Consider the following 450-nt stretch of genomic DNA (forward strand, 5'->3'; position numbering starts at 1 on the left):
GGGTGCCGGTCCACGAGGCGGCGAACGCCTCCGCGTCCCCGCCGGCGATCCGGATCAGCACCGACCGGTAGGTGCCGGGCCGCTCACCCGGCACGGCCTGGACCTGCTGGACCGTCAACCCCTGACGGCCGGCGTCACCAGTGAGGCGGTGCCGCAGCCGGCCCACCGCCCAGGCGCACTCCTGCGGGCCACGACCGGCGGACAGCAGCAGGTACGTGCTCACGACCGGCCCCGCCCGTGCCGCCGGTCCCGCCGCCCGGTGCGGGACGCCGACCCGAGATCCGGCGTCTTGTAGGTCACCAGGGGCGTCGTGTTGACCACCGGCGTGGCCAGACCGTGCGCGACGAGGTCCGCGACCACCTGCTCGATGCGCTTGTACGCCGTCGGCGCCTCCTCGAACAGCAGTTGCCGATCGCCGCAGACCACCACCGAGCCCACGAGACCGGAGCC

The 450-nt window shown here is 74.7% G+C and carries 1 protein-coding gene and 1 pseudogene; both read right to left on the reverse strand.

All coding sequences use genetic code 11. The features are described 5' to 3' along the window. A pseudogene (locus EAD89_RS00095) lies at positions 1 to 223 on the reverse strand (peptide chain release factor-like protein); the annotation flags it as partial. Beyond that, a partial coding sequence (locus EAD89_RS00100) for an RtcB family protein (RefSeq protein ID WP_199733365.1) occupies positions 220 to 450 on the reverse strand: 231 nt, incomplete at its 5' end. The pseudogene EAD89_RS00095 and the gene EAD89_RS00100, both read right to left, overlap by 4 nt.

The organism is Micromonospora sp. BL4 (assembly GCF_003667505.1).
GTDB lineage: Bacteria > Actinomycetota > Actinomycetes > Mycobacteriales > Micromonosporaceae > Micromonospora.